The organism is Spirosoma gilvum (assembly GCF_054776815.1).
Genome location: NZ_BAAHBH010000015.1, coordinates 23,423 through 48,947, shown reverse-complemented (window position 1 = coordinate 48,947; position 25,525 = coordinate 23,423). Strand labels below are relative to the sequence as shown.

General features: G+C 46.4%; 17 protein-coding genes. 10 read left to right on the top strand and 7 right to left on the bottom strand.

The window, feature by feature from the left end; all coding sequences use genetic code 11:
- Positions 1–368: 368 nt before the first annotated feature.
- Together ACYVFD_RS30505 and ACYVFD_RS30500 are read left to right on the top strand one after the other, a co-directional pair.
- Positions 369–1,628, top strand: coding sequence for an aspartyl protease family protein (locus ACYVFD_RS30505; protein WP_461094401.1), 1,260 nt, complete (start codon positions 369–371; stop codon positions 1,626–1,628).
- Between the two features lie 116 nt (positions 1,629–1,744).
- The gene (locus ACYVFD_RS30500; protein ID WP_461094400.1) at positions 1,745–1,915 is read left to right on the top strand and encodes a hypothetical protein; all 171 of its coding nucleotides are present in this window, start codon (positions 1,745–1,747) and stop codon (positions 1,913–1,915) included.
- On the opposite strand, the gene ACYVFD_RS30495 is transcribed toward ACYVFD_RS30500, so the two are convergent.
- From ACYVFD_RS30495 to ACYVFD_RS30475, 5 genes are all read right to left on the bottom strand, one after another.
- Entirely contained in the window at positions 1,904–3,577 is a 1,674-nt protein-coding gene (locus ACYVFD_RS30495) for a TPM domain-containing protein (RefSeq protein WP_461094399.1), read from the bottom strand. The two genes, ACYVFD_RS30500 and ACYVFD_RS30495, sit on opposite strands and share 12 nt — an antisense overlap.
- A gap of 671 nt (positions 3,578–4,248) precedes the next feature.
- Complete coding sequence (locus ACYVFD_RS30490) at positions 4,249–4,701, bottom strand: hypothetical protein (protein WP_461094398.1); 453 nt, start codon at positions 4,699–4,701, stop codon at positions 4,249–4,251.
- A 75-nt stretch (positions 4,702–4,776) separates the two neighbouring features.
- Positions 4,777–5,295, bottom strand: a complete 519-nt coding sequence (locus ACYVFD_RS30485; RefSeq protein WP_461094397.1) for a DUF3592 domain-containing protein — start codon at positions 5,293–5,295, stop codon at positions 4,777–4,779.
- 279 nt (positions 5,296–5,574) lie between these two features.
- Complete coding sequence (locus ACYVFD_RS30480; RefSeq protein WP_461094396.1) at positions 5,575–5,805, bottom strand: hypothetical protein; 231 nt, start codon at positions 5,803–5,805, stop codon at positions 5,575–5,577.
- A 596-nt stretch (positions 5,806–6,401) separates the two neighbouring features.
- Positions 6,402–8,180: a TPM domain-containing protein gene (locus tag ACYVFD_RS30475; RefSeq protein ID WP_461094395.1), complete on the bottom strand. Its 1,779-nt coding sequence runs from the start codon at positions 8,178–8,180 to the stop codon at positions 6,402–6,404.
- A gap of 498 nt (positions 8,181–8,678) precedes the next feature.
- Between ACYVFD_RS30475 and ACYVFD_RS30470 the strand changes: the two genes are divergently transcribed.
- On the top strand, positions 8,679–9,530 hold the full coding sequence (locus tag ACYVFD_RS30470) for a DUF3667 domain-containing protein (RefSeq protein ID WP_461094394.1): 852 nt from the start codon (positions 8,679–8,681) through the stop codon (positions 9,528–9,530).
- Positions 9,531–11,679: 2,149 nt separating this feature from the next.
- Here the strand turns inward: ACYVFD_RS30470 and ACYVFD_RS30465 are convergent.
- Positions 11,680–11,811: a hypothetical protein gene (locus tag ACYVFD_RS30465; RefSeq protein WP_461094393.1), complete on the bottom strand. Its 132-nt coding sequence runs from the start codon at positions 11,809–11,811 to the stop codon at positions 11,680–11,682.
- Between the two features lie 121 nt (positions 11,812–11,932).
- On the opposite strand from ACYVFD_RS30465, the gene ACYVFD_RS30460 reads away from it, so the two are divergent.
- Positions 11,933–13,114: a glycosyltransferase family protein gene (locus tag ACYVFD_RS30460; RefSeq protein ID WP_461094392.1), complete on the top strand. Its 1,182-nt coding sequence runs from the start codon at positions 11,933–11,935 to the stop codon at positions 13,112–13,114.
- Between the two features lie 783 nt (positions 13,115–13,897).
- Here the strand turns inward: ACYVFD_RS30460 and ACYVFD_RS30455 are convergent.
- Positions 13,898–14,602: a TMEM175 family protein gene (locus tag ACYVFD_RS30455; protein ID WP_461094391.1), complete on the bottom strand. Its 705-nt coding sequence runs from the start codon at positions 14,600–14,602 to the stop codon at positions 13,898–13,900.
- Positions 14,603–14,818: 216 nt separating this feature from the next.
- Here ACYVFD_RS30455 and ACYVFD_RS30450 point away from each other — a divergent pair.
- The 6 genes from ACYVFD_RS30450 (at position 14,819) to ACYVFD_RS30425 (ending at position 25,521) form a co-directional block, all read left to right on the top strand.
- Positions 14,819–15,570, top strand: a protein-coding gene (locus tag ACYVFD_RS30450; protein WP_461094390.1) for an IS5 family transposase whose coding sequence is annotated in 2 segments (ribosomal slippage) — positions 14,819–15,134 and positions 15,134–15,570 — 753 coding nt in all. Because the reading frame shifts where the segments join, the coding sequence is not laid out codon by codon here.
- Between the two features lie 636 nt (positions 15,571–16,206).
- Positions 16,207–16,635 (top strand): hypothetical protein, encoded by a 429-nt coding sequence (locus tag ACYVFD_RS30445; RefSeq protein WP_461094389.1) that lies wholly within the window; start codon positions 16,207–16,209, stop codon positions 16,633–16,635.
- A 100-nt stretch (positions 16,636–16,735) separates the two neighbouring features.
- Positions 16,736–17,407, top strand: coding sequence for a hypothetical protein (locus ACYVFD_RS30440; RefSeq protein ID WP_461094388.1), 672 nt, complete (start codon positions 16,736–16,738; stop codon positions 17,405–17,407).
- 601 nt (positions 17,408–18,008) lie between these two features.
- Entirely contained in the window at positions 18,009–18,530 is a 522-nt protein-coding gene (locus tag ACYVFD_RS30435) for a hypothetical protein (protein WP_461094387.1), read from the top strand.
- Between the two features lie 2,327 nt (positions 18,531–20,857).
- Complete coding sequence (locus ACYVFD_RS30430) at positions 20,858–23,983, top strand: SusC/RagA family TonB-linked outer membrane protein (RefSeq protein WP_461094386.1); 3,126 nt, start codon at positions 20,858–20,860, stop codon at positions 23,981–23,983.
- A gap of 35 nt (positions 23,984–24,018) precedes the next feature.
- Positions 24,019–25,521 (top strand): RagB/SusD family nutrient uptake outer membrane protein, encoded by a 1,503-nt coding sequence (locus tag ACYVFD_RS30425; RefSeq protein WP_461094385.1) that lies wholly within the window; start codon positions 24,019–24,021, stop codon positions 25,519–25,521.
- Positions 25,522–25,525 lie beyond the last annotated feature (4 nt).

Below are 25,525 nucleotides of genomic sequence, written 5' to 3'. Positions count from 1 at the left end.
TTTATAAAAAAGCGTCCCGGATTATTTATCAGTGCGAAGAGTACGGCCGATGATTAATTCAGCGCGGAGATACGGATGAATTTGCTGCTTTTCGCTCTGAGTCAATCACCCCATTCGCCTGTTTGCTGAATGAGGCTATGGGTAGGGCCACCGTCCGTCTGCGGCACTAAATAATCCCTCTATGCCTCTGAGATGGAAGGAGCTGGTGACAACTCATGAGTAACCCATCGTTTCTGGCTAATACTGATTTAGGTTAGGCGATCTGTTCAGCGGTTACTATGTCCCTTACAACCAAGTAAGATTCCATTCAACCACGTAACGGCTTACCATTTAAAAAAGGTTTTACCATTAAGACCAAACGCTTTATTATGCGCTTAGTTAGCTTTCTTCTCCTTTTTTTTGTGGGTTATAATGGTGCATTCTGCCAGCACAAAGAGATCCTTGCGTTGATCAACCAAAAACGGTACTTAGCCCTACCCAGCCAAGTGGAAGGCAGCACGGCTAGCCGCCTTGATAAACAATTGGTGGTCGCTTTCTGGGCTAATGCGGTAGGAAAAAGCAAGCTATCTCAGAAGGCGCTAGCGAAACTTACCCCTTTTTTGACAACCGTTGACTCACTGGGATATCAATTAAAACGGATTGAACATGATAACTACGTCAAAACCTTTGCCTATGCCAGGGCAGCCAAAACGGCTCATGAATTAATCACCACGTTCAACGCTTACCTTTCCCCCAGCGACGTTGAGGGAATGAGCCAGGAGTTTACAATTTGGCAGGCTTTGGCTAACCAACCGAAACAATATCTAACCAAACAAAGGGACACCCACCTTTCCATTGCCAAAGACAAAGCCGGACTTTGGCGCATTCCTGTTCAGCTAAAAGATACGTCTTTGTCGTTTGTATTTGATACGGGGGCAGGCATATCCTGCCTGACGACAAGCCTGGCAAAACGCCTGAACGTTACGATTCTTCCCGATTCAAAAGTTTCCATTAAAGGGGGCATCACGGGTACACCTACTGAGGTTCAATTAGGCATTTATGACCATTTAACCATTGGTAATGTCCACGTGAAAAACGCTCTATTCTTAGTTTTTCCCGATAGCGCCTTGTCTTTCGGTAACGGAGCCTACAAAATTGACGGTATCATTGGTTTCCCGATTATTAAAGAGTTTGAGGAATTTACCCTCACAAAAAAACAACTGATCATTCCTAAGCAGGCCTCTGCTCTCGCTTATAAGGCGAATATGACGCTGGATTTATTAAAGCCGATACTCTACTTAACCTTCAAGGGAGAAGAACTTCCGTTTACGTTCGATACCGGCGCAACTACTTCTATTTTTAGCGATAATTTTTACCATCTTCACCAAGACGCTCTGCAAAAGGAGGGTAAAGAAACATTCATCCATCAAGGAGGGGCCGGGGGGGAAAAGAAGATACGAGCGCTCAAGGTGCCATCCTTAACGTTCCAGTTGCTTAATGCGAACCCCGTTTTTTCAAACGTTGAGGTTTCCCTAGAACCTCTGGATACAAATGGTTCGGTTTATTACGGAAATCTGGGCCAGGATTTACTAAACCAGTTTGCGCAAATGACGATAAGTTTTAAGCACTCCTACATCAAGTTTGAGTAGGTATAGCTTGTCAATTGCTACAAATGCAGTCAACGTACTTAGGTTATTACGCTAAAAAAAGAAATTCCGCTAATAAGACCAGGCATTTAGGTTTAGGACTGAGTTTTTCTAGCCACATGCCTGGTTGGAACCTTTCGTTACACCAGATTGGTAAGATCATCACGTATATGTTTAGTCACGAAGGGTTGTCCATAGCTTTACTGGAAGGTGAGCAGAAATACGCCTATGCCATAGACAAGACGGGACTGACTAGCTCAACCTGTCAGCCAACGGCCTTACGGATTTAACCGATCATAGCTAATTAGATCGAATAATTCTAAAGCGATCACATTTTCGCGCATCACAAAAGAATAGGTTTTACCTTCCTCAAGCGTTGAAGTCATCAGTTGTTCCGTATTTTTAGATACATACAAGCGAATAATTTGGCCTTCCTTGGTTTTAAACTCCATGCCTATCATCCCGTTGGGTGGGGTCGGCAGTTCATAGCCAACGGGGGAAAACCCATTCTTGGAAACTAGTAGTCCCTGGCTACGAACCAACTTGTGATAGGTTGATTTATAAGGATTTCGATCTTTTTGTGAAGGCGTGTTTGTTTTGAACTGGGCGTCATGTTCCTGCTTTATTTCGTTATAGCTTTGAAAACGAATCGTCCAGTCCAATTGGCTACTTGCATCCATAAGGTAGTTACAAGCGGTTTCCAAAAATCCACTTATGGTTTGATCGGAAAGAATATGTCGCTGATAATTTTTCAAAAAACCTTCTAAATTTTCTCTCATCGATTCTTCAGTTCGCACCTGCTGGTCCAACTGAGTTTGTAAACCTGCCTCAATCGCAAGTCCTACCTGGTTCTGGTTGGGGGCAACCACTAAACAGGCCCCATTCCCTACGTCTAATTTGCCGATCCGCAGTTGCCGAAGCATTCTAAACGCGTACGCATCACCACTTAGCCCCTGTAGGTCTTTAGCTATAATTAATACAATTTCTACCTTGTTCTGCTTCGTAAATTGATAGAGCTTAGAACTTAACCGCTGCTTGACAGTGGGTTCGATTAGGCCGGGCTCATCAATGACAAACTGATCAAACTTAGTGGGAATATTTTCTAAATTTACTGATGCCAAAATATCTGCTTTCGCTGGTGAAGAAGCGGTAGGATCCTCAGTCGGATCACGAGGGGTAACTGGCCTACCAGACGCCTTATCCGTTACGGTTGAGGAACTAAGCGGTTGTGAATCTGGCTGACGAGTTGGGCTGGCTGCTACTAATCCACTGCACTCGGACGACTGTTGGGAGCAGGCCTGCTTCCAACCTTCCTCGATAGCCAGTAAGCGCTTAGAGCGGGCCGGATGGGTTTGGCTGTCCTGGTCAGGTACCAACGTTTGAATCGCTTTTTGGGCGTCGGCTAGCAGGGCCCCCATTTTATAGAGTACAAACCCACTGAATTTATCGGCCTCTAATTCGGTAGGAGGTTGGCTGCCGCCTGGCATGATGGTATGTCCGCAAAGGTGATGCCCAATCTCATGGGCCAGTACACTGATCGGTGCCCAGTTATTCTGCTGGGTAGCGAGTCGGACTTGATCCATAAACGTTTTGTTATAAGCAATCACCCGGTGAGGCAGGCTATCTTGTCCCATCAGAATGATGGCCGCAGCGTTTGGCACCTGTGCTTGAAGCACGTCGAAATTTTGGGGTAAACCGGTATAGCGCATAATCTCACGTACTACCTCATCGGCATCAGCACTTGAGTTGAGCGCCAGTTTATCAGGGGCTAGTGCCAGACGAGCCCCATCATACGAGCAGGCCTGGAGCGAGGTGGCGATTTGTTGAACAACTTGATTTGATTGGTCAGCCTGATTCGCTTGGTCACTGCTGGAACCCACATTACAAGCCCATAGACTTAAGGTTAAGCCCGTAAGGTAAGTGGAATGCCGAAAGGTTTCTAAACGTGTCATACTTTGCTGGAAATTGCGCTAACGAAATGAATCCTTCCCGAAACCAAGTACTAGCAAAAAATTAGTTAGCTCGGTTGCCAGGAAAACCATATCGCTACAGTGTTGTTGAGCAAACCTGGTTGAAAGGTAGGAGACGTAAATTGAAGGGTTAACTGGTGAGATTGAAAAGTAAACAGGTCCTAATCGATGCAACCTCCGTAGGTAGGGCAGGCTACTAGCCAAGGCTAGATCACCGAAGTGGCAACAGACTTACCAAACCAATTGGCCTACTGATCGGGTCTCTTCTCATTGGGGACATTGACTCGTTCACCAGGTCAGCTCGTTGGCTCGGGTGAACGATGATCTTAAAAAAGGTGGTACGTGCTCTTGTCAAGTGGTAACCGCTTTGTTTACTGAGACCAGGTTTTCGTACTTGAGCCCTATTGCAACCCCGGAATTTCAACAACGTTTGATACGCAATCATTGAGCGGTCCTATAGTAGGAGCTTATCGGCGCAACGTTTCGAACTAATTGATGATCAATAGTGGGTAAGGTCGTGATGGCAATAGGATTTCTAGGGGCGGGAAAGAACTAGCACCGATAACCCTACTAGACTGTCCGCAGTTATAGATCAACCACAAATATCGAACAATCTGAACCTGGCCAAAGAGCGGATGCTGAGGATGCACCAACTACTTGAACGAATCTGGCAATACAGCCGAAGGTACCCCGACTAAAAACGCATCAGGCTGAATCAGCAAAGGAGCCAGAAAGTGATGATTACCGCTGAATTCAGCCTCATCTCGCCAGCGTCCCAGCACTTCAGCCCGCCCATCGAAACCAGCCAAGCCATGTTTTATCCATATCTCCAGTACGACTAAGTGTTCAGCGGCATTACTATCCAGGTGGGTCTCGGGGCGAAGTCCATGCAAGGAACGTTCTGAGAGATTTAGAATGCGAGCCATCTCCTTACTAGTCAGCCTAACAGGCCGGACCAGTTCATCCGCTTTCGCTCGTGGGATGCCTGGGCGGGTTTGTTCGACAGTGGCGAAGCTATCTCTTGTCCAATTTAAACCGGCTACTAAATTCATCCGCTTATCCTGGCTGCCCAGTTGAAGGGGAACACCATATTTTAACCAACTCACTGACTGCTACTAAAATCCTCCACTATATTAGTGCAATTCTACTCAGGTGAACATTTAATTGTGGTCTGCCTTATGTTAAGTTAGCCAGGCAAGCGTTAACCACAAACAAGCCATGATCCATACAATAAACACGGTACCGGTAATCATACAAGTTATCTGTAATTCGTTGCGAATGTCTAAGGTTACTTCCTGAGGGTCGTCGACTCGATACCACACGGTTACCTGTTGGTGTAACTGGTAGCTGGAAGGATATCTGTAAATCTTAGAGGTAAATGTGATTAGCTGTCCGGCCGAGGTAGTAAATTCAACAATTGGCGCCTGGGTAGTTGCCCAAGGTGATGTTGAGAATGGTTTAAATCCAACCACGAGACCTTGCGCCTGATGGCCCTTTGCCATGAGCCGCCTTGTTCGCATTAAATAGTGCCAGACGATCAGAAAAACAAAAAGAGGAGCGAGTAATAACATATAAAAAACATAAATCACCAGCTCTTTTTGTGAAATATAGATTAACTGCTCGTTTACGGCTTTAAACGGATTTAGGGAAAGGACGTGGGTCGTGGCTTCATTTTGTATGGAAGCGAATGCATGGTTCATTTACCTTCTGGATGTTGCTGAAAGATTAAGTAGTCGGGTATATTTTATGTAGTTTTATGCGAGCGTCTTTGTTTATAGGATGCCATTTTCTTTTACCAAAGGGTTTCAGACAGTTTTTAAAATTTTTACATGTCTAAGCGGAAATCTAACATAGTCATCAATTGACCGGTGACACTTCCTGTCTTCAACCCTGATCACCCCCCCGTCTTCCATACAGCAGATCAGTCGAATACTGCGCGGAAAGTTTCTTAAAATGGCGACATTCGTTTTATGCCTTCTCTACAAGTCAGGTAACGCATCGCGATAACAACGAATGGATTTGGCGAGGAGAGCAAAAGGTCTTCCGCTGATGGTGGTTCCCGTTAAAAAATCCACGTTCATAAACTCTTCTGAACTGCGGCCTGCTTCACCATACACATCAGTATGGCACAGACCAATGAGTAATCCGATGCCACTAGCCAACGAATCGGCAATGTTATGAGCAATACAACGGAGAAGGCCCTGTTTCATCTAAAAAGTTTTTGCTATTGATGCTTGCCTTGAAACTTTCTACCCACCCGATGTAGCGTTCAATGACTAAAAAGTAGTCAATAAAACCTTTCAACCGCCCGTTTACCTTGAGCGTATATCCTATGAATGCATGTGCGGGCGGGGGTAAGTCTGCGACTTAGGAGCTCGGAGAATAACTCTTTACGCTATGTAGTTTAGGGTAACCGTGGCGCCTTCAAGTTTTTTCGTGGTGCGGATTTGATGCGTTTTACCGTCCGGATAAGATCATTCGCCTGGCAACAGGCCGGGTTGTTTCACGGGATGAATCAGATCGGACACCGTACAGTGTCGCGGATCAATTTGGTGATCCGAATTTAATCTATACGAACCTCTTGCATCTGCTCGTTCAGATTGAAAGATACGAAGGCACTGACGACTGGCGACAGTTGAGAGCACCATACAGTAAACCAACATTAACTCCGTGTACCGCTTGCTTAACAGCCAATATTAACAAGAAGCTTAGCGATTGGCGCCAGGTACTGTAGCCATAGTGATGGTGTCAATCAAAGCCTCTGATCAGGCGTTCTATTGCCCAATACAGCCCTAGAAATTCGAGCTTACTCCAGCAGATCGTAGCTAATCAGTTGAAATTCTAAGGAGTGAAAGGCAGTCTCCCGCAGCACAAACGAATAACGTTTGTTTTCCTCCAGTTTCACCGGCATGATGTCTTCAATTCCTTTAGTTACGTACAAAACCGCGTAGCGGCCATCCTCCGTTTTTATTTCCATCTGACGGCCCCCAGCGGGTATGGCTGAAGGGATATTAAATTTACTATGTTTGATCCCGTTTGTTGACGTCAATACGCCCGTGGTGCGCACCAATTTACGCCAGGTTAGCGACTGCATTGGATCCCGGTCTACCCCATTAGATCTCTGTGAATCTTTCTCGAATTGCTCATCATAAACCTGTTGCATCTGGATTAAACTCTGAAACCGGATCACCCAGTCCCAATGTTTGCTCGCATCCGTAATCCGCCGACAGGCTAATTCGATAAATTCACTGGCACTAGGATTTTGGGGATACTCCTTGTAGTGGTCCACAAACCAAGTTAGGGAGTTCTTGATCGAGTTGACCATGTTCTCATCGACTTCTACCTGTAAGCCCGGCAGTAAACCTACTCCTACCTCCCTCTGGTTAGGAGCAATCACCAAACAAGCCCCGTTGCCAACCTCCAGCTTGCCGATACGTAGCTGACGCAACATGCGAAATGCAAATGCGTCGGCGCTTAAACCTTGTAAGTCTTTAGCCACCAAAACGACAATTTCAACATTCTTTTCGTTAGCAAACTTAAATAAATTCGCCGATAGCCGTTTTTTTACATCGGGATGCATTCCCCCCAGCTCATCGATCACAAAGCGGTCGAACTTGGTAGGAATACTTTCTGTGCTGACAGTGGGGATAGTCGCTACTTGATTCTTCGGGTTGCCCACTCCGGGTTCCAGTCTACCCTCAGTGGTGGATGAGTCGGTGGGGGTTGGACCTGAAGCTGGCAGCTTTGTTTCCATCGGTTTGGCTGCAACCAGACCGTTACATTCAAGTGACTGCTGGGAGCAGGCCTGCTTCCAACCTTCTTCGATAGCCAGTAAGCGCTTAGAACGGGCGGGATGGGTTTGGCTGTCCTGGTCGGGCACTAACGTTTGAATCGCTTTTTGGGCATCGGCTAATAAAGCCCCCATTTTATACAAGACATAGCCACTGAATTTATCGGCCTCTAATTCCGTCGGTGGCTGGCTGCCACCTGGCATAATTGTGTGTCCGCAGAGATGATGCCCTATTTCATGGGCCAGTACACTGATCGGTGCCCAGTTATTAGCCTGAGTGGCTTGACGCACCAAATTCATGAAATCTTTATTGTAAGCAATCACCCGGTGGGGTAAACTATCTTGACCTAATAAGATAACAGCTGCGGCATTGGGTACGTTCGCCTCGATCACCTCAAAGTTTTGGGGAAGACCTGTGTACCGCATGATCTGATTAACAACATCAGTCGCCTCCTCACTTGAGGTGAAGGAGATCGACTTAACGGCCATGGTCAGCGGAGACCCGTCGTAGGAGCATGCTTGCAGCGAGCTTGCAATCTCCCCAATGACTTGGTCGGATGAACCTGTTTGAGTTGTATTTTCTGAACTTGAGCTACAGCCAGCTACGGAAAGCCAGCACAGCGCTAACCACCAATGTCGATAGGATATAATTGGCATAGTGAATTCTTTTTTTAGAAAACAGACTGAATTGCTGCTTGTTATCCACGCTGGACTGAGCGGCGAGAGTAGTAGATTGAACTGCACCCTTTTCGTATTGAACGGGTCAAGCGAGCGTTGAAAAAGATTTGTATCCAACCGGGGATGTGTTCAGCAATGCGTTGGCTTACGAGTAGTTGGTGATGGTATTTAGGGGCAAGGGCACCATTACGGAGGGGAACCAGAATAATCTGGGGTATAGGTAAAAGTTTCGCCCTGCCTATCCTGGTTCTATTCTAGTTAACTTCGATCGGATTCATTTTTGTCGCTTCCCCAGCCATTAAACGTTAATTGGATGGCTACCAAGCGATGGTGTTGGCAGAACTAACCAACTATTTTTTTCATTTTAGCTGGCTTGGCTACCTTTTGACTTACCCGATAAGGGTGATGAGCTCCCCATGGATGGATTTTATAGCGTGTTTAGCTAACTAGTAATGATAAAGGGGAGGCAAACCCTTTTCATTTTTTTTCGATTGGGGGCAATTTTTTTCAGATTCAAGCCCGGATTTCTTCCATTCAATACGGCCCACTTAACAATCAGGGTGACCGTTGCTTTATACCGGTACAACGGTAGACGATTTCCGTTAGTAATTCAACATGCCAACACCTGAAAAGTCAATTAAAGGCGAGCGTCAAGAAACTGAGAGTAGGAGGTTTATTAAGCCGACTCGTTTCCAAATCCCGTCTTTGGAAACGAGTGCTTTTAACGAGGCTACCTGTCGAAACTGTGGGATGCCGCGGTTTGGGGACTACTGTCAAAGCTGTGGTCAAAAAAAGGCTGAACGCCTGTCGATGGCCTTTCTATGGCAAGAGCTTTGGGAAGCAATACGCCTGTTCGAAACGCAAGCACTACACTCCGCTTGGCGTTTGGCAACTCAGCCAGGTATCGTGGCGAAGGAATATATTGCCGGCAAGCGAAAAACCAATTATCATCCTGGTAAGCTATTGGTGTTGTCCATTGCTTTACTGGCAGTTGTGATCACAAAAACGAATTATTTGACGTCAACCTCAACCAATACCTTAAAAATTACTGCCATCATTCAAACCTACAGTAATTGGTCCTTTTCATTAGGGATCCTGGCGATTGTGATTAGTGTATTCAGTTGTTTTTCCTGGAAATATAGCTACAACTTGACGGAATATGTTATTCTGTCTATGTATTGTCATTTTGTCATTTTGATGATACGAGTCATTAGCTTGGTACCCGGCTTTTGGGTTGATCATGCGCTTTGGATCGATTTTCAAAAACAATACGCCCCGCTCTACACAAACCTAGCTGATCTTGTCATTTTAGCTAGAGCATACGGGCAATTCTTTGGGTTAACGTTTAAAAACGATTGGGTGCGATTCCTGGGCGCATTAGTGGTTTACATGCTCGTAAAAAAATATATCATTTTGGCTTACGTCTGGTTGATTGTTCAACTCTATGTCGCTGATCTCATCCATTGAGAAGTGCTTAGGCAGTATCCAGTATCCGAAATAAACCAAGCCTGGGAGCGAGCCCCTAAATGAATGAGCTTAATAATCTCGTTCATCCGCTAACCTAGTATTTTCTACCAAATCACAACGTGGTACGTTACATGGCGTTTCTTCCTACTAATGACCTAATCAATAGTAGGTAAATGACTTTTGCTTATGACCTTTTAAAGCCCTTATGGATGTCCCTTTAGTTGGCTATCGAAACTAGGTTACTGGAACGTTGTGATTTTAGGATTAAAACCCAATGAACGCTGCTCCGTTTATGTACTCAGCGGTCATAGGTAAGGCTTGTTGATCGATAACTTGAGCTAAATCGTGCGTAAAAAAGTACTTGGATGGAATAGGGGAAACTTCTTTGACTACCCTTACTGCCAGTGTATTCGCATGCTAGTCGATGGACAACCTGGGCCGAAGTTTACTAGATAATTCTGTTAAGAGTGAATTTTACAGCCGTTCCCCTAGTTTTTTTGGTCGTCTGTTCGAGAAAAATAAAGTTTGCATAATCAATTATACGATTGAGTAGAGATCCTATATACACGTGAGTATAGTAGATAATAAAAGCTGGTGCTGCTAGTACCAGCTTTTTTCATTAGTGACATTTTCTAAAAAAATTGGGTGCCCAGATGGCTTGGAATCAAACGGCCTGGCGTCTGTTGTTAGGCGCAACCGGCTGGTCCAGAAATTGGTAGCGGCGCTAAACCCGGTGACTATCTCAACGGATACAGACGTGTAAGACCCGGTAATCCGATGCCGGAGATCAGTTTATAAGGCTTTGTCGACTGAATGAGTTGATTAATTGTAGGGGACTGGTTAACAACTTTATTTAGGGTAACGGCTAAAACGGGCTACAATTCAGTTGGATCTGGGTAGGTATTGCAGTGATACGACAGCGTGTCGACCGGTAAAACCAGAGTGTGAACGGGCATAAACGGCGGTGGTCACCGTTTAGTGACGTAATTGCCCTTAAACGAAATTTCCTTGGCCACTACGGGACGTTGCAGTCGAAAGGTGAGGACAACCATGGAGCCGATCGGAATTACTAAGACTCTAAATGCTTAAGTTCATTTAGGCAAACTTGTCCGTCTAACAAGTTATGGCCTTCTTGCGCGGATAGTTTTACCAGGGCCTGAGAATACCGTTAAACGGACAAAGAGCAAATCGAGGAAAAGATAAACGTATCTGCCCAAACCATGAATTAAACAAAATCCAGCCATTACGATGGCTGGATTTGTACAATTCATAACTTACAAACTCGTTGTAAGTACACCTTCTCTGCCTTAAAGATGCATCAAACGGTAAGAGCCCTCCTGTAAATATGACTGAAGGGAGGTAGCTTGCTACTAAACAGGCCGCAATCTCGCCTGAAGGGTAAGGCCGGTTGCTACTAGCTTTTTAATGGCAGATAAAGGGTATGGCCGTGTATATAGGCTTTCGATCTGACGCCTACAGGCTCATAAGGATTACTATCAAGTTTCTACGGCGCTAGTTTCTAGTCAACAGCAGTTACACCTTGGCCCAAAGATCGATCTACCTGGTTTAATCAATGACGGTTGAGGAGAGGCCTTTTGGCACCTCGACTCGGGAATCCTACGAGTATGCAAGCCCATTGTCGCAGTATAGCTATAACCCAAAGCCGTTTACGAACCGATCGTAATGGCACTTTGGCACGTTGATTGGCCACCAACTTAGGCGATAGGGAAAATCGCTAGGTGCATCTCATCAGAGACATGCACCTAGCGATTTTCCCTAATTCGTTCAGTAGAAAACTAGTGTAACGGTTTGGGCTAAGGATTGGCCTGCTGCGCTGACTACTTAGGAATGGGTTTTCGGTCGGTGAGTTAAAAAAAGGTAGTAAACCTTAGTAGTCAATACGTATGAAAAAGCACATCAACTCAAGTAGGGTAACGTTTAGATGAAAGCAAGGACGCTCAACGTCGAATTCCACCTTTGATCCATTAAATTAGCCCTTCCGGTTAAAAAAGCTATAAGTATTTACTCGTTGTCACTCAATTTTAAGCAATTGAGTCAGTAAAACCTCTCTAAATTTTGTGCTTCTTCCTCCGGTGAATTGCGCTCGTGGCGACTTGATTTCAAAGTCTTTTACCACTTTATTAATTGCTTACCAGCGGGTTAGCTGTCGGACCGGCAACCCCTTACTTACTTTAGGGGCAAACCGCAATCGATTTACTTCAACTTGAGCCACTGGTTCGCGTGAATAGTCTACGTATTTACTCCCTTCATACGCTGGCATGTTCGATTCGGGCTCAAATGGATACTTGCTTTTTCTAAAAGGTATAGCTTACCCGCCTGGTTACATTTCGTCGCTTGATTCAGCAAGAACCGGGCTCTGCGTGACGCTTATCTTAGGCAAAATGCATAGCTGTATTAAAGACTCAGCCGCTTCTTCCATGATACTCACCATTATCAACCGCCATTATCCGCCGAATCCCGGTATAACAGGGGAATCTGCTTGGGATTTAGCGAACTATCTGATTAATGACTGCCAATTACCGGTGCAAATTGTGCACATTGACCGGACTTCTGATGGGGGCGGGGCACTTCGTCGACCAGTCGGCCATACTTACCCCGTTAAAGCAATTTATACGGGCAAAAATAAGATTTTAAGACTCGTGGCTGGTTTTGGGGAGGGGTATTTACTCGTACGAAAAGCCCTTCAGGTCCGGCAGGGACCCTTACTGTTCATGACTAGTCCTCCCCTGCTACCGTTCTGGGTATCTTGGCTACTTCGGCGGAAGCGCATACCCTATTGGTTATGGTCAATGGATTTATTCCCTGAAGGGTTTGCCGCTGAAGGGAAAATAAAACATGAGCACCCGATTTACCGAATGGTTATCCAACAAACGTATCGGTATGCCCCTGCGTTATTAATTTCACTGGGTCCTAGTCAGGCTTATCACGTTCGTCAGCTGTATCAGCAACCCAATTTACCTACGCTCCTTTTACCGTGTGGCGTCTTTATGCATCAGGAACGAGACCCCCATTTGCCACCTTGGCGAGAAAGGGCTAATTGTATTTATATTGGCTACGCGGGTAATGTCGGCCAACCTCATTCCGCTGATTTTTTAAAAAGCGTCATAAACCACTTTGATCCTAGTCGTCAACAATTAATATTAGCCCTATACGGGCAAAAAGCGGATGAGATCATTCGTCTGGCAACGGGCCGGGTTGGCATCACCCTACTGAAGCAAATTCCGCGTAACCAATTGCATTATCTGGACTTGCAATTAGTAACCCTACTTCCCCAATGGACGCACATTGCCGTTCCTTCCAAAGCGGTTAGTGCCATTTGCTCCGGTTCACCCATACTATTCTGTGGACTGCCTGATAGTGACTGTTATGGGCTATTACAGGAGGCCAGCTTTTTAATTTCCACCACAAAACCAATCGATCAGCAGGTCGCTGCATTTCTTACAAATTTGTGTACAAAACAGTTAAAGCCGCGAAAAGAAGCGGCTCAACTGCTGGCAGAGCAATTACAGCAGCTGGTAAAATCGACTTATAACCACCTTGCAAATGAACTTACGGACGGTTAAATCGAGGGTGATGCAACTTTTTAGTGCTGACTGACACTATTGGGTTTTTTACAGACTGGCTAAAAGGTAGGAGTAAATACACCCCGATTGGATAATAATGCAAAAGCGGAATCAGTAAAATATTTTTGAATCAAAAAAACAGGCGATACTCAGGCGCTGCCAACTGGTATTAGTAAACGCCCAGGACGTAAGTCCAAAGAAAGCGCAGGACTTATTAACTTAAGTGAGGTGATCGTCCATAGGCGGCTTTCCGGATACAACATCCAGGGCATCCCCGGCTTACTTAGTAAACCGGGACGAGGGCGGAAGGCATGGATTGACTTTTGACTAGAAAATCAAAATGAACTTTTATTGATCAACGCAAGCCATCACAAACGAAACATGGTTTTGTAAAAAGCCAAACGGATTCAAAAAGCAATTTGAGAGTTGGTTAACCCTTAACCGTATCGATTGGCCACGCTGCCCCTGCTCAAAGTCTTACCCCAACTCAAATTAGTTGAAATTCGTATTGGAGTAAAGTAAAATTAGCCGTACAGGTTAAGGGATTTAGGAGTGGCCGGTTCCAAGTGATCCGGCTTCTATACTGGAGTTTACGGGTAATCCGCATTGGCCTGCCGGTCCTAAAATGGCATTGTTGACCCTGGGATTCCGTTGATTCTTCATGCAAAAACTAGTCATCTGGGACGCTTTTACGACAATAATCAAACAAGCCGTATGCTTTGGATGCAGTAAGGAAATTAGCCCACCCCTTTATTAAGTTCCCTAGCGTTACTTGAACTACGATTAAGCGGCAAAGTATGGTTCCTTGGTTTTCCGGTCATAACGCCTGCGAGCATACCGGATCAATAGCGGTATGATAAACCAAGTATAGCCTATCGAAAAGGAAATACCCGCTACCCCCCCCAAAAAGGCTAATGAAAAAGCGATGGGGACACCTAAATGGCCCAATGAAATTTGTGCTACTAAATGAGGGTTCGTTGAAGGGTCGATCAAGCGATTATTTTTTATAGCGTAACGCCATAAAATCCACTGGGCTATCCCTACGATCGAAATATTGGCCGTATACCACATTGAGGAGATAGGCCAATAAGGGTATTCTGAATATAAGCCGGTAGTAAACGGAATAAACGCGATTCCCATCAGTAAAAGTAGATTCAACCATAGAAGCCCCCGATCGAACCGATTAATAAAACCAAAATTACGATGGTGATTTAGCCAGTATTGGCCAATCACTAAAAAGCTAGAAATGAAGCCAATCAGTTTAGGCGCTAATTTTCTTAATTCCTGTGGCCAGTGTTGTTGAAGTTCACCGTTTGAAGCAAAGCCCGTAGAATGCGTGTGTTGACCGATTTCTGGCACTTTAATTTCAATGACTAAGAGCGTAATGGCAATAGCAAAGACGGCATCGCTAAAGAAAATAATGCGTTCAAATTGAAGACCCGAATGGGTAGCTTGAGGTGCAACCGGGTTATTATTCTTTACAATCATTACCTACTGAGGTTAACCGTAATTGAGATGTTGATAAACTGGCAACTAGGGAATGTCTAACTTTGGATTAAGGTAACTCAACGACTCAATTCCGAATGCTGACAAACTAGGTAAAATCAAGTCTGGAGGTTACTACTGATTTCAATCGGAATCAAAAGATTTCTAGAGTCTGTGGACAATTAGGATAAACTTACCCAATCGTACGATCTTTGTGGCATGAGACGCTATGAGATGACTGATCAGGAATGGGCCAAAATCGCTCCTTTTTTACCGGCACAAGCTGGCTCGGCGGGTCGAAAAGCAGCCGATAATCGTCTGTTTATCAATGCCGTGCTATGGATCGCCCGTTCCGGTGCGCCCTGGCGGGACTTGCCTGAACGCTTCGGCAATTGGAACAGCAACTACCGGCGATTTCGTCGCTGGGCGCAAGGTGGGGTGTGGAAACAGGTCTTTGACGCTCTGCAAGAGCCTGACCTGGATTGGGTGATGATCGACTCGACGACGGTGCGAGCCCATCAACAGGCCGCCGGGCAAAAAAAAGTAGCCCTGAGCAGCAAGCATTAGGCCGCTCAAGAGCTGGCTTGACCACCAAAATTCATGCCCTGGTGGATGCATTGGGCAATCCGATACGCATTGAGCTAAGTCCTGGACAAGCCGGTGATGCACCGTATGCCGCCACCCTACTGGCTGATTGTGAGACCTTTGGTGTGATTGCAGATAAGGCATATGATGCAGATTGGTTGCTGGAAGGCTTGGCCCATAACGGTTGTGATGCGATCATTCCCTCAAAACTTAATCGGGTGGCGCAACGCCAAATCGATGGGAATTTGTATGCTGATCGCAACAAGGTAGAACGCTATTTCAATAAGTTGAAACAGTATCGCCGAGTGGCAACTCGGTACGAAAAGACAGCCGACAGTTTTTTAGCAATGGTCTATTTGGCTTCAAGCATGATATTGTTACTATGAATGTCCACAGACTCTAGGACCTGGTTTTAAGCTGTCCTTTTCCCCGTTAAAAAAAGTGGATTCCTAGCAAGAACGCGTAAAAAATTAAGTTAACGGCTATATAATGCTATGAAAGGGTATTGTATTGGGGGTAAAAAAGCCAGCAGTAGGGGATTGTAGTCCTGCAGTCAACCGATGCATAACATTGTCATTACGATTGGACAAGGTGGTGAATTGTAGGGGAAGAAAACTTATGATTAAAGTACTACTCAGCATCACTTGCCTGGTCTCATGTGCTCACGATCAATAGGACGAATCCAACTGATTGGTGTAGTGTAGTGAACAGGGCTTTACGAGTCAATTAAAACGGCGTATGTTTATACAAGAGAGTGTTTGGTTTGAGTGATTTAGCTATTGGAACCACCCTGCTTTACTAAGCGTATAGGCTTGGTTGAACCACTCCAATCGATTTATAGTGAGGCTTTATAGATTGGTTTCACCGATTCAAGTTTAAAAAGAGCGAATACCATTCAGTTACAAAAATCAACGTATCAGCTATAAATTTTGACTATTGAGTATTTAGGTATAACCCCCTTATATCCAATCTTGGTTTAGGGAGTAATACATAAAACTACGTGATACTAAAACTCAACAGCCATGAAAAAACAAGTTGCTCTGCTTTGGTTCCTACTAGTAGCCCTGACGGCCTGTAAGAAGGAAAATGATGTTCAGCCTTATGATTCGACAAATGATGTGATCGGCACTTACGCGGTCAACCGATGGGAACAGTCAAATCAAGTAGTTTTGTTGCCCATTACCAATGCTAGTGGAGAAAAAGTTTCGATGGATCTTAAAGTCAGGCGCTCCACGCGTCCTCAACGGGTGGATTTGACTTTTATTTTACAAATTACTGGTGAGCCCGATGATGTATCAACCTACGAGGAATTGGAAGTGCGAGGCAGTGGCAATGCCCTCACGTTGTGGGAGGGTTCCACTCAGGTAGGTACGGCAGATGGCCGTCAGCTTACCATAGATACATTTAATGAGTATGGAGAGCGTGTTAGTTTTCTCGCACTAAAAAAATAGGTAAAGTCTTATTCAATATGGTGAATACTTCGGATTATTTCAGCCAAGAGTAACTAACTTTTGAAAAGGGATGCTGGGTCTAGTAACTAATTTTTGGAAGATGTGGTTTGTTGTCCTGTTGGCTTCTGGAAGGCTGATTGGCCAAGCTCAGAGTCTCCTGACTAATTCAACGGCTAGTAGACCCCCCTATAGTCAACTAGAGCGACACTGGGCACTAAAGACCACCCTTCCAATCCGTACGTCCCCTTTTCCTGGGTCTTTATTCTATCAATTGGCCGTTGAACGGAGGCTGGGAACTCATCAAACTATTCAACTCAATGCGGGGTACGGGGGAAAATCATACGATGCTCAGCAAGTTCTGCTGAGCCAGGCAGAATGGCGCTACTACAAACGGGCATATCCCCAGCTAAAGGGAGGCTACCTAGCCATTGACGTATTTTATAAACACGTACTCTTGGAGAAATCAAGTTCAACCGGCGGCCAAAACTGTTTGAACCAAATTTGCCATCCTTACGGACCGTTTTCGGTGTCGATTCCTATCATTCGGTACGGAAGCCACTTTAAAATTGGTCATCAGCATCTTTTGGGTACCAGGGAGCGCTTCATCCTGGATTGGTTTACGGGAATTGGTTGGCAAATGATTCTGGCCGATCCTGTGCTCTTACCCGATGGTAATTATACCAATGGAACAAACAGCTTTTTTTATATTCGAAGCAGCACATTTCCTCGACTTAGCCTTGCCTTGGGCCTGAAACTGGGGATCGTTTTTTAGCAAAGCGCCACTCAATACGCCGACGTATCAGTCTACTTAACTTCAACGGCAATGCGTCAACAATTCACCCTGCCGGGATGCCTACCACTAGCCATGAGCCCCTGTCAGATTGATAAAACAATGCTGCCTCCCGATCGTATTCATCGATTGTCATTAATACTAGTACTCAATGACAAATGGGAAAAAAGTAGACAACCTATCAATAGGTTGTAGCTTCCATGCTGTCCACGGAACCTTTAACGCTAAAGCCTAGAGTCCAAGCAATTTAGCCCCTAGATTAATGACAGAGAAATTTGGCGTAGTACGGGTGCTCTCACCTTGTAGGAGGGACCTAAGCCAACGGGTAACAATAGGATAATTACCATTCGCCTATTGGATGGTGTAATCCTGATGTTATCCTGGCTAGAAAGTCCACCATAAATAAGCAAAACCTGGAGGCACCCTACCCTTCTACCCTCGGCTTATGGTACTGTAAGCTCGAAGAGTTATGGCCAAATCGGTTCTTGGTGAAATGACAAGGGGAGCACATCTGTATTCGGGCTTCATTAACTAGGAGCAACCTTGGGATCCATTAAGTATTAACATTAAATGATTACAACTCATGAAAAAGATTTTTTTACTATGTGTATTTTTTATTGGCACTCTGCAAATAAAGGCTCAGGAGGCCCCTATCGACAAAGCAGCTAAAGCAATTTATCTAGAAGGCTTAGGAAGCGGACTTGGCGTTTCACTAAACTACGACACCCGCTTTAAACCAGGTTTGACGGGATTGGGTATCCGGGCCGGGATTGGTGGGATTCGTGCATCGAGTAACGTGGGCTCAGCCGGGCTGGTGACTTTCCCGGTTATGATCAACTATGTGGTGGGTAGTAACCGGGTCGCCTTTGAAGCCGGGATTGGCTTTACCCCAGTCTACGTTACCGTTACCGGTACAAGCCCACTAACTGGTGACAGACAAACGATAAAAGGAATTGGCCTATTTGGCGGAGTTGGCAATGTGGGCATGCGCTTAAAACCAACGGAAAAAGGTGTTCATTTTCGCATCTATTATTCTCCTTTTATAACCAGTGAAGGCTTACAACCGAGTTGGTTTGGGATGTCACTAGGCTATGGTTTTCGATAGGATTGACTTTTAATGGATACATGTTAGATGAGTAAAATTCTTCGTCCTTAGGCAGCAAGCATTGTTACTACATGAACTGGAGTATCGCCCTGGCTCCTCGCTATAGTCCAAAAATTCACGTAGTCTGGATTACTAATGAGTTAAACGTAGGCTGTAAAGAGACGCATCGCTAGGATAAGGAAATCTAACGAGTAATTGAATTAAAATGAAGGGGGCGATGGTCCAGGTTTGGCAAACGGTTGAGTTGCTTAACGTAGCTGAATCCAGGCCAAAAACAATCTTTACCCAACTGCTTCTGAAAGTAGGAAGAAGCCGTAAAAACGAAGCGCTTCGCCAAGTTCCCAACCGGGAATATTTCAGCGACTCAACAAGGCCGGACAGCCTAAACTGCGGCAGATCTAAAAAAGGACGTTCAAGCAAGGTTGCTGAGGACAATCATCCTGTCGTTGCTCGAAGGAGGGATCAAATAAGTCTAGATAGGTTTTTCAAGCAGTAGTTTATTGTTCGTTTTTCAGCTAGGGGTAGATCGCCACTGGTGCTCCGTCTTCAAATCGGTAATTTAAAGTTTCATATTCCAACTTTAAGCCGCCACAATAAGTCTATTGTTAGTCTATAAACAGCTGCAATTACTAGTAGAGCAAGTTTATCAGGTAGTTTTTTTATTATCCGCCGAGTATGCAATGTTATATCTGTACTCGGTGAGTTGTCCCAATCCTCACGTTTTTCTTAGCCATATAGCACCGCGAACGGTATTTTTTATCCCCTTTCACACGCTTATGCATCAGCCATGCGTCTGATCAGGAGTGCTGTATGGCCAACCGCTGATAGCACGTTACGTAATGCGATTAACTTGAATCAATTCGTCTTAGTTGGTAGTGTTCATTACTCCCTCAACCCGGTCGGAGCGGGGCGGGCATACATAGACTAAGCGTTCCGCCAAACCTTAGCTGACTATCACCTTCAGCAAAGTATGACCCAGCTGATATACAAGCCAGGCCGACTATTCCTATGCCAATGCGTTCCTGCCGGGCCACCGGAGCAGAGTCCTGTTGGTCGCAATTGTGCGCCAAACTCCTTGTAAATAGCGTATTTCACTCCGTAGAAGGGCTCAGTCGGAATTGTTCGTATACAGCTGGATCAATTGTAATTGGAAGCGGCGGCCTTGCTTCGGTGATCGGGTCGTTGCTGGGCAACATTAGCCTCTCGGAGATAAATGCGATCAATTCTCGACCGGTAACTCAAAACATTTCGATCTGATGGTTGGGCTAAACCGGGCCAGCCTAAGTAATCTGTTTTTGGTTGATAGTTGCCTAGAAGTTCTCTCCCCTTAATAGTTGCTCCTCCCACTCAACCATGTTATTTACCCACTCAGTATCTATTAATCTCTTTTCACGCCCAAATCCATTTCCAAGAACTTCGCATTGATTTACTTCACTACCTAAGAATCAGTTGTTTCTACAACTAATTCTTTAGGCAGAGCATGTCTTTTAGCCATAAATAAATCTGTTTTATGATAATAAAAGAGGACTTCTAAGTGAGTCGCTGTTAATGGTACAATCGAAAACTAGATATCGCCCCACCTCAATGGGGTTGAGTGCCTCACACGATTCATCGTAACGCTGACTTTTCTTTCCTAAACCAGGCTCCTTTCACGATGGATTGGCAATAGAGCGAATTGTTTGTTAATCCGTTTTGTCAGCCACAAGCTGACTGAGCTAAACTAGCTATTCGCAATGTAAGGAATGCGGTAGGTAAAAGGATATAGGCTGGGGCCTAACCAAAAATGAGCTTGATTACACGCGCTACGACTGGATAATGGCGTTTGAGAACTGGTCGATTCAGCGTGCTTACCCACACCCGCTAGTAGGGTGACTAAGTTGTCCTTACGAGAAGCCAAAAAGCAATCTTCTAAAGTGGATGCTGGCCTGGTTTCCTCTCCGAGCTACTAGCAACAAAGTTCGAGTCGGCATTCGGGAGCTGGAACTGCAGGCTACGCACGACCAGTCAGCTAAATGCGTGTTAAACGGGTACTGGGCTTAGATCACTTAGAGTCAGGGTTGGTTTTTAGGTTATGCAAAACTAAAACATCTATTGCCAGCAGCCCTCGTGCTCAGGCCGTGCTGTTGAATAGCATGGGCTATTGCTTGGCTAATCACGTATCGTATTCGAACAGGCAATAGCGAGTTAACTAGCTCCAATTCATGATCAGTTGGCTACTAACTAAATTGGGCAAACTGGCCGTCGAATCATCGTCCGTTCTTTTCAGCCGTGTTCAACAAAAAGTTAATGGAAATAAATCTTAAAAACGTCTAATTCTTAACCTACAAATGAGAAAAACTTTATCAGGCATTTGGCTACTTTTACTAATGGTCGGCTTACCCGTTTTAGCGCAGGACATTGCCGTAAAAGGCCGGGTCACTTCGTCAGACGACGGCTCACCGCTTCCGGGCGTGAGTGTACAGGTAAAGGGAACGACGCGTGGTACAACCACTGATGTCAACGGGAATTATCAGATAAGCGCATCGGCAACTAGTACGCTGGTATTTAGTTTCATCGGTTTTACAAGGCAGGAAGTAGCAATTGACAATCGAACGTTGCTCAACGTAAAGCTCCAAAACGGTGCGTCTGACCTCTCCGAGGTGGTCGTTGTGGGGTATGGTTCCCAGAGCAAGAAAACAATCACAGGTGCCGTTTCGTCGGTATCAGGCCAGGATATTGCCAACAAACCCGTACAGAGCTTCGACCAGGCACTTCAGGGCCGGGCGGCTGGGGTTAATATTACAACGCCCAACGGCGTACTCAACAACGCACCGGTTATCCGAATCCGGGGCGTTTCATCCATCAGCGGCTCATCTTCACCACTTATTGTTATCGATGGATTGCCCATCAACTCGGGTAACGTATCATCGGGTGGTTTTACGGTGAGTAATGCACTGGGCGATATTAACCCGAATGATATCGAATCGCTCGAAATCCTGAAAGATGCCGGCGCTACTGCAATTTATGGGTCTAGGGCGGCGGCGGGCGTCATCCTGATTACGACCAAGAAAGGAAAAGAAGGCAAGGCCCAGGTCAGCTACGACGGCTGGGTGGGCGCTACGCAGCCATTCCGGTTGTTCAACATGCTGAACGCCCAGCAGTTTATGGACATCAAAAACGAAGCCGCCCGCAACGCTGGGCTGGCCGACCAGTTTTTCCCAACTATCAATTCCGATGGCAGCATTGTGGACACCGACTGGTATGATTACATCTACCGGACGGGCGTCCAGCAGAACCATAGCCTCAATGTCAATGGAGGTACTAAGGATACGCGTTATGCATTCTCGGTTGGCTATACCAACCAACAGGGCATGATTAAGAAAAACGATTTCCAGCGGATGACGGGTCGGATGAACATTTCCCATCAGTTGAATAAAGCGATTCGCCTGGGATCGAATATTACCATCGCTAACAGTTTCAACCGCTCACCCAACACCGGTACGACCGGAGCATTCAGCACGGGCGGTCTGGGTCGTTTGCCACTAGTACTGGCTCCGAACGTATCGCCGTATAATCCTGACGGTTCCTACAATATTAACCGGGCCAGCAATAACCTCGGTCTGGGTAAAAACCTGCAAGGTCCGGGCGGGTATTACAACCCGCTGCCTGACCTGGATCTGAGCAAATTCACCTCGGAGAACAACCACATTATTGGTAACATATTTGCCGATGTGTTCCTCTTGAAAGGATTGACGTTCCGTACATCCTATGGCATGGATCGGACGACGGTTGAAGACATTGATTTTCGGAACGGGCTTCACGGAGAAGGCGGCACCGCGGGCGGGCAGGCCTTCAATATTTACTCCAACATTCAACTCGCCAACTGGCAGAATTACTTTACCTACGACTTCGGTTTTGGTAAGCATTCGTTCCAGACTGTTGTGGGCACTGAACGGCAAAAATTTACCTTTAATAGCTGGGGTGGTTCCCGGCAAGGCGTAACGGACCCCTTCTTTGCTACGTATCAGGGTAACTTCACCACCAATAACCCGCCGGCCGGAAACTTCCAGACGGAAGCAGGATTGTCCTCCTACTACGCCCGGCTGAACTACGATTTCGACAAAAAATACCTGCTCAACTTTAATTTCCGTCGCGACGGCTATTCGGCCTATGCGCCAGGTAACAAGTGGGGGAACTTTCTGGGAGGCTCGGTTGGATACCGACTTTCGGAAGAAGCGTTCTGGCAAAAGTCATCACTTGGCAAAGTCGTCAATGAATTTAAACTACGCGCCAGTTATGGGCAGGTAGGGAACACAGGGATTGGCAGTTTTGCTTCCTTTAGCTTATACAATGGGGGCTTGTACAGCGACGTATCTGCCTTTACGTTCGGTCAGGCAGGCAATCCGAATTTACGGTGGGAAATCAGCAATAACCTCGACCTTGGCTTTGCCTTTGGCTTATGGGGGGACCGCATTTCTGGTGAATTCACCTATTTTCAGAAAAATCTGAACGACTTGGTATTACCCGAACCGACGGCCCCTTCGCGCGGAATTCCAGGTAACAGCATCGCTACCAACGTAGGTGCCCTGGAAAGCAAAGGTATTGAGCTTGCCATTACCACCAACAACATAACGAAGGGAAAATTCAACTGGACGACGAACTTTAATTTGACGACGGCTTCCACGACTGTATTAGCGTTGGCCAACAACAACGCCGACATTTTTGGGTTTACGGGGGGACTGGAAAGCTCGAATATCATCCGCGTGGGTGAATCCATCGGAAGTATCTTCGCCATCCGGACCAACGGTGTGAATCCAGCCAATGGGCAACGAATTTTTATCAATGCGGCCGGCCGTGAAGTGCAGTATAATCATGCGGCAGCTCCGGCCCAGCGTTGGACCTACGTATCGGACGGGGGCGTAGCTCCGGCCATTACGGGTAGCGACCGGGTCGTCATCGGCAACGCCCTGCCCACCTGGTTCGGTGGTCTCGACAATACGTTTAAATATGGCAATCTGGAGGTAGGTATCTTCCTACAATATTCGGGTGGTAACGTGATTTACAACGGTACTAAAGCTGGTCTGCGCGATCAGCGCCCCTGGAATAACCATACCGATATGCTGAACCGTTGGCAGAAAGTGGGCGACGTAACGAATATACCGCGTCCGGTGCTGAACGACAACGTGTCCAACGGTTCGGCTAACCCAATTTCGGAAAATGTTGAAAATGGAAACTTCCTGCGTGGTCGTAATCTGTCACTGGCCTATACGTTGCGTAATGATTGGCTGCGCCGGGCAAACATTACCTCGCTACGTTTGTACGCCCAGGTTCAGAACGCTTTCATCCTTACCAATTACACGGGCTCCGATCCGGAAATTTCGACTAACCGCGATACGAATATTTCGCCGGGCGTCGACCGGAATTCAACCCCGCAGGCGCGCACTTATACTGTGGGCGTCGGTATAAATTTCTAAACCGATCCGTGTACTTTCTTAACTAGTGATAGAATATGCATTTTTTGTCATTCCCCTATAAACAACCAAGCCGACGGAGGCTCTTAAAATCGGCCTTAGCGACAGCGATGCTTTGCATTGCGCTGACGGCCTGTGATGAGCAGGCCTTACTAAACCCACAGCCCATTACAGCATTGATTGACACAGAAGCGTTTAAGACGCCTGAACGGATAGTAGCTCAACTTAACGGGCTATACCTGAGTGTTAAAGCGGGGCAATTTCTGGGTGGACGCTATCCGATTTACATCGACGTGCGGGGCGAAGAATTTTTGAACGTAACCAATAACGGCGTGACGGCACTGGGAGCCTGGAACCACACGCAAAACTCGCTCTCCAATGAGCCAACCAACCTCTGGAATGCGGCCTATTTAGCCGTTAACCGGATGAACCTATTCATGGCAGGGCTGGATGCCAATCCCGGTGTGATCGACGCAACGCTGGCCACTCAGTACCGGGCTGAGGCCCGGTTACTTCGGGGATTAACGTACCTGCAACTGGTGCAGTTATTTGCCCAGCCATTCACCAAAGATGCGGGAGCCAGCCCGGGTTTGCCCCTTCGTTTACAGGCAGAGACCACGATTGGTAACAATAATCTGGCACGGGCAACGGTAGCCCAGGTATATGCGCAGGTGCTGGAAGATTTGAACTTTGCTGAGCAAAACCTACCCGCAACCTACGCCAGTGCCGCATTAAATACCACACGGGCGCATAAAAATACAGCGATCGCTCTGAAGACCCGCGCCTATCTAAACATGGGCCGCTGGGCCGAGGTTGTAACGGAAGCCAACAAAATTGTATCGACAACAGCGCCGTACCGGGCAACGACGGGTGTCGCTCACCAGTTACAGGCCAATGTGCTCGCCGTGTTCAATACGCCCTATACCACTACTGAATCGATTTTTTCGCTTCCGATGAGCAGCAACGACCTGCCTGGTGTGCAGAATGGCCTGGCAAGTTACTATCTAGCCGTAATTGGTATCGGTGATTATCGGCTCAACCCGACAGGAATTGTCGGTAACGCCGCCTTTACGGCTACCGATGCCCGGCGAGGTATGATTCGCAGTGACTTTGCCAGTGATCAGGGACGCTTACGGCTAACCAAGTTCCCAACCGGTCCCCAGCATACCGACTGGGTACCCGTTATCCGCTACGCCGAAGTGCTGCTGAATCTGGCCGAAGCCAAAGCTCGGTTAACAACCGCAGGCGTAGATGCGCAGGCGCTGGCCTTACTGAATGCAGTACGCGGGCGCTCGACTGGATCTGATGTGTATACAGAAGCGGGCTTGGCCAACAGTGCGGGCCTGGTAAACGCAATTTTGCTCGAACGACGAATCGAATTGCTGGGCGAAGGGTTCCGGTCAAACGATCTGCTGCGTACCAACCAGCCGCTTCCTGCCAAAGGAACGATACAGGCTGTACCCGTAACGGCCTCGGTCTATATCTGGCCCATTCCGCAAACCGAACTAAATGTCAATAATCTAGCCGTCCAAAACCCCTGACGGC